The sequence below is a fragment of the Paraburkholderia sp. BR10923 genome, assembly GCF_040948765.1.
Lineage (GTDB): Bacteria > Pseudomonadota > Gammaproteobacteria > Burkholderiales > Burkholderiaceae > Paraburkholderia > Paraburkholderia youngii.
Map to the genome: position 1 here is coordinate 1 of NZ_JBFPKO010000084.1, position 5,412 is coordinate 5,412.

Consider the following 5,412-nt stretch of genomic DNA (forward strand, 5'->3'; position numbering starts at 1 on the left):
GCCTACCGCTCGCGCAGACCGTCGACGACTACGCCGCGCTTCTTCCCTGGTGCATGCCCGCCGAACTGCGGTAAGTCTATTGCCCTGTTCAACAACTCTGATGGGCGTCGTTAATTGACCGCTTACGAAACATCAGCGCGCATGGCTGTCCGGATTCATCTGGATACGCGATGTCAGCAAATTGCGTTTGATATGGCATGCGGACTCCGTTCGAAGGGTTACGCCGGTCTGATAAACCGGCGTAATCCACCCTACGGAGCTGTATGCAAAGTCAAGCCGCACCCGGCTCACTAATCGTGGCACGCAGGCGCGTGACAGTTCGGTGGCTCATGAGCCCAAGCATCCCGCTTGTGTCCTCGTTGCTCCGACTAGCCAGCAGCCGTCTACGTGCGAAAGCGTTTCGCAGAATGCGAGGGCTCATGTCGAGCGCCGCAAATCCGATCTTTTCAAGCGCGTCGTTCACGATCACACCGAGAAGTACATCGTTGATCGCGTTATCACCGCCGGGTGCGGGGAATAGCAGAGCGTCGCCGTCAGACCTATGAGAGTCCGTCCATCGCTGAAGAGCTGCCAACGCAAAGGCGGGTATCGTCACGCGCCGTTCCTGTCGGGGGCCACGCTTTGGAACGTAGACGTTTGGCCTCACGTCATCGATGACTAGATGGCGCAGCTGAGTTTGACGCAGCTCGCCCGCCGATATACCAGTCCCCACCAACAGTGCAACGATCGCGCGGTTTCGCTGCATTCTCGGATCATCCGACGCTGACGGTGTGGTCCACGCCTGGAGTCGTAGGTCAGCGGCCGGATCAAGGAAGACTGGTCGCGGCTCGTTCTCGGGCCAACGGTCGTAAGCGATCAATTCGGCAACGGGATTACTGGACCGCAACCCGATCCCAACGAGGTGACGGCACAAGTGATTGAGCATCTTGGCGTACCGCAGCCGCGTCGATGTGCCGGGCGCGATACGCCTATCCATCTCGTTGAAAAATGACTCAATGTGCGCGGCGTCGAAGGTGGCAATCGACGCACTTTGCTCCTTGATGTGCCGAAGAAAGCGGTCAAACATCGCGGCGTGTTGCACCCGCGAGCGGGCAGAGAACGGTTTGCGGTCGGCCCCGACTGCGTCGGTCTCCTGACAGAGTCGATAGGTCTCCGAAGGTTCCGACAACCAGAGAAAGTTCGTGTCCATTTTGACCTTATATACTGAATTTGCGTCCGACACCGACCGGACGAATCTTCGATTCGTCAAAAAGTCTCTAGTGTCGTGAGTTAGAAGTTCGTTGAATCAATTTTCCGGTCTTTCAGGAATGACGAAATGTTGATTAAAGAGCCGCTCGGACTCGCGCAGTCCTTCTTCGGTAAAGATCACGGACTTCGTCTTGTTGACCGGGTCTTGGATCAAACCCCGTTTGTAGAGTCGGTTCAGCACATCCCAGTCGAAACCCTTCCATGCGCGGTATCGGTCATGCAGGGTCAGGTAGAGAAGTGCCAGGGCGACTTCATCAATTGCGTCGGTGTTGATGTTCATGATGCTTCGCCCGCGGCCGTCCGGACCCGCATACAAAACCGTTCGAGACTGGCCAGAATTTCATCAGCCGACTTGCTCCAGGAAAACGGTTGTGGATTGGCGTTGTAGATATCCAGGTATTGACGGATCGCGTCTTCGAGTTGACGTGTCGAGCGATGCGTACCGCGTCGAAGGTATTTTTCAGTGAGCGAGGCGAACCAACGTTCGACCTGATTAAGCCACGACGCCGAGGTGGGTGTGAAGTGAACATGGAAGCGAGGATGTCGAGCGAACCAGGCTTTGATCGAGGGCGTTTTGTGCGTGCCATAGTTGTCCATCACCAGATGCACATCCAGGTGCGATGGCAAGCTGGCTTCGACGGTGCGCAGAAAGCGCACGAATTCGCTGCTGCGATTGCGCCGATGTACCTCGCCGATCACCTCGCCAGTAGCGATGTCCAGCGCCGCGAACAGCGTAGTCGTGCCGTGGCGCATGTAATCGTGCGTGCGTCGCTGCGGGATGCCGGGTGCCAACGGCAGCATGGGTTGCGTGCGATCGAGCGCCTGAATCTGGCTCTTCTCGTCCACGCACAACACCATGGCCTTAAGCGGCGGATCCAGGTAAAGCCCGACGATATCTCGCACCTTGTCGACGAACATCGGATCACTGGAGAGTTTGAACGTTTCCTGCCGATGCGGCTGCAGACCAAAAGCACGCCAGATCCGTGTGACCGCCGTTTGCGACAATTTCATCTCACGAGCCATCGTGCGCGTGCTCCAGTGAGTCGCGCCGACAGGTACGGACTCAAGCGTCTTTGCGATGACCGCATCGACGCGAGCGTCATCAATCGTCCTCGGCGCGCCGGGCCGAGGCGCATCAAGCAGTCCGTCCAGACGATGCATTACGAACCGCGCCCGCCACTTCGAGACCGTTTGCTGAGTGACCCTCTGTTTCGCCGCAACGCTCTTGTTGTCCAAGCCATCGGCACAGGCCAACACGATGCGCGCCCGCAATGCGAGGGCTTGTGCGGTCTTGCGTCGCATTGTCAGCGCTTGAAGTTCTTCGCGCTCCGATTCGCTCAGCACCAGTTCCCCTTTGGGTCGTCCGCTCATCCTTGCCCCCTCGCATCAAGTGCCACACAGAACACTTTAGTACGTGATCGGCATCATTCAATGAATTTGTAACTCAAGACACTAGAGGGCAGGGGCGGTCTCGCAACGCCGTACCTCGCATTTTCGGTTTTTGACGCCGCACGAGAATCAACTCTATATCGTTAATGCGAGCGTTTGTAGCCGAAAGACGGTTGTTTCTATGCGTGATTGCGGCTTCTACTGGGCGACAGGTTCAGAGCAGTTCGCTGCATGCCGCGTTTCGGTGCGCGGGTACGCGCCAACGAAATGACCAGAAATTGAAATGTTGCACCGGTGCAAGTCGAGTCGTTGCACCGGTGCATTTCTGTCCGCTCGAGCCGCGAGTCACGCGGGCAAAAGACTCGCATAATGCGAATCTTTTGCCCGTGGCGGGGGCGGTTCCCGTGGTTGAAGTGCTGGCTTAGGGTAATATCCGCACGTGCAAAAATATGAAGTTTGAGATCGATCATGCAAACGCGCCCGCTGTTTCGCCTTCTTGCTCTGGCCGTTGTCGCAACCACCACTGGCTGCTCGGACAAGTCCGCCCCGAACGCAGACAACTTCGCCGCGGCCGTCAATCAGAAATTGGCATCTAGAGCGTGTTAGGAACTTTGAAGTACTGACACGGCGTGGACAAGCATGAGCATTGCGAAGACGAAATGAAGCCCAGCGAGAGTTTCGGGGAGCCGTTCATAGTCACGTGCGAGACGCCGGAAACGGTTGAGCCAGCCAAAGCTGCGCGCGACCACCCACCGGCGGGGGAGCAGAACGAAACCCTTTTTCGTTTCTTCGAGTTTGATCACCTGAAGGTCAATGCCCTCGTCGAACGCAGCCTGCGCTGGCTCTTTGCCCGTGTATCCCTGATCGGCAAATGCCACCTTGACCGTTCGTCCCGTTACCTGCTGGACCTGCCGCGCAAGCTCCGCTACCTGTGCGCGCTCCTGTTCATTGGCTGGGGTCACGTGCACCGCCAGCAACTGTCCCAACGTGTCTACTGCAATCTGTACCTTACTACCGCGCTTGCGCTTATAACCGTCATAACCCGCACGCGGGCCGCTCTCGCAGGTCGACTGTATCGTGCGGCCATCGAGGATGACCGCGCTGGGCTGTCCCCGACGGCCCTGTGCCACGCCTATCACCGAGCGCAGGTCACTCACCATGCTCTCAAAGCAGCCAGCCTGCAACCAGCGTTGAGTCTGCTGATACACCAACTCCCACGGCGGGAAATCATTGGGCAGCATCCTCCACGGCGCGCCGGCACGAGCCATCCAGCGCAATGCATCAAACATCTCGCGCAGTTCGTATTTGCGCTGGGGCGCGTCAACGTCCATCAGCGTCAGATACGGCGCCGCGAAACTCCATTCCTCATCCGACACATCAGTCGGATACCCTTTGCGGTCGGTTGTTTTCATCCCGCCAGGATACCAGGTCTCAATCGAAGTTCCTAACACGCTCTAGCTACCGCCCGTCGGCTGCCGTATTCGCAGCATGTCCAGCATCGGTGCCGCTGCGTGTCAATTGCAAGTTCTGAGGCGGATTTCAATCAATGTGTCATGTAGAAGTTCTTGCGCTTCCTCTGCTGACTCGACGCCAAAGATGGCGGTACCGAACGTGCCATCATTGTGAAACATTAACATATGTGCCTTGGCCGTTTTACCTCTCTTAAACCGGCTCACGAGTCCTCTGTAACGCCTCAGGGACGCGCCAGAGGAAAACAACGCTTCGTTCGGCCTCCATTTATCGACATGGGCACCCCACCAACGGGTCTCGGTATGATCGATCAGCGCTACGAGCAGGCGACGATTCAGTTTTGTTTGCTGCGCCTTCGCAAATGCATCTTCGAAAGTAATCCTCATGTGCTTCTCCGAACTTCTGACTCAAGACCGACGGTATGGCGCTTCTTCCAATTGCAGACCCGACAGTTTTCCGCACTACATCTGCACTTGTACTATGCTCGGGGCACCGCTTGTCGAGGCCCGCAGCCTTGGCTCCATATGTTTCAAGCTTGCCGCAAAGCTCCGCACACCATCCACAGGTTGCCCAGCGCAAAGAACGTCGTGATCTGGGCAGTGTTCTTCATTAAACAGCGGTATCTGGTCTTCGTTTAGGCAAACTGCCGCTTGAGGACGTAGAATGGGTGTTCGACCTTGGCAGGGAGCCGACGCCAGATGTCAGTGCATGGAAAAGCGTTGCTAGACTGACGCGATACGCTGGCAATGTCGCGATGAGGCTAGGCAAGCATACATGACCATTTCATGGCCATGCAACAACGCCGTGGCCTCGGTGATATCGTGAACGTTGGCTGCCGCGGCTATAACGGTGTGTACGTGACCGGACGTCGCGTCCACGCCGATGTGTGCTTTCATCCCGAGTGCCATTCACCGCCTTTCTGCGTCTGCGCATTTCCGAATCCCGCATCCCCTCGTTGTTTTTCGTCGAGCTCGGCGCTGGAATCAGCGTGGCATCGACCACCGACCACTCTCGAGCATCAACCGTGTCTCCACCAGAATCTCATTGACGGGTGCGAGCATTTGCGCAGCCATTCCATGTGCTTCGAGGAACGACCGAAATAGAAAATCGTGCTGTCGTTCGGCAAACGCCTGATCTCGGCGTTTGGTTCTGCTCTTGCGTTACCGCGTGAGCTGATGGGCTTTGTCCGGATGGGTACGAGTTCCCGTGCCATGGACGCGACTATGCATTTTTGACGCAAACCGGTTTGCCGAAGGCGTTCCACCGGTTCAGCAGGTTGGCGATGATTACGCCTTCGCCTTCCTG

Annotated in this window: 5 protein-coding genes and 1 pseudogene; all 6 read right to left on the bottom strand. The window is 57.1% G+C overall.

Translation table 11 applies throughout. The features are described 5' to 3' along the window. Positions 1-271 precede the first annotated feature (271 nt). Entirely contained in the window at positions 272-1,189 is a 918-nt protein-coding gene (locus tag AB3X94_RS41120) for a tyrosine-type recombinase/integrase (protein ID WP_368594338.1), read from the bottom strand. Between the two features lie 96 nt (positions 1,190-1,285). Further along, on the bottom strand, positions 1,286-1,528 hold the full coding sequence (locus AB3X94_RS41125; protein WP_368594337.1) for a DUF6429 family protein: 243 nt from the start codon (positions 1,526-1,528) through the stop codon (positions 1,286-1,288). Beyond that, a complete protein-coding gene (locus AB3X94_RS41130; RefSeq protein WP_368614421.1) occupies positions 1,525-2,619 on the bottom strand; it encodes an IS630 family transposase in 1,095 nt (364 codons plus the stop codon). The genes AB3X94_RS41125 and AB3X94_RS41130 overlap by 4 nt, the downstream gene beginning before the upstream one ends. A gap of 620 nt (positions 2,620-3,239) precedes the next feature. Then, a complete protein-coding gene (locus tag AB3X94_RS41135; protein WP_368594335.1) occupies positions 3,240-4,049 on the bottom strand; it encodes an IS5 family transposase in 810 nt (269 codons plus the stop codon). A gap of 102 nt (positions 4,050-4,151) precedes the next feature. Beyond that, positions 4,152-4,493, bottom strand: coding sequence for a hypothetical protein (locus AB3X94_RS41140; protein ID WP_368594334.1), 342 nt, complete (start codon positions 4,491-4,493; stop codon positions 4,152-4,154). 143 nt (positions 4,494-4,636) lie between these two features. Further along, a pseudogene (locus tag AB3X94_RS41145) lies at positions 4,637-5,242 on the bottom strand (transposase); the annotation flags it as partial. Positions 5,243-5,412: the final 170 nt, after the last annotated feature.

Coding starts and splice junctions, on each gene's coding strand:
- AB3X94_RS41120 (WP_368594338.1), bottom strand. CDS start 1,189: ATGGACACGAACTTTCTCTGGTTGTCGGAACCTTCGGAGACCTATCGA.
- AB3X94_RS41125 (WP_368594337.1), bottom strand. CDS start 1,528: ATGAACATCAACACCGACGCAATTGATGAAGTCGCCCTGGCACTTCTC.
- AB3X94_RS41130 (WP_368614421.1), bottom strand. CDS start 2,619: ATGAGCGGACGACCCAAAGGGGAACTGGTGCTGAGCGAATCGGAGCGC.
- AB3X94_RS41135 (WP_368594335.1), bottom strand. CDS start 4,049: ATGAAAACAACCGACCGCAAAGGGTATCCGACTGATGTGTCGGATGAG.
- AB3X94_RS41140 (WP_368594334.1), bottom strand. CDS start 4,493: ATGAGGATTACTTTCGAAGATGCATTTGCGAAGGCGCAGCAAACAAAA.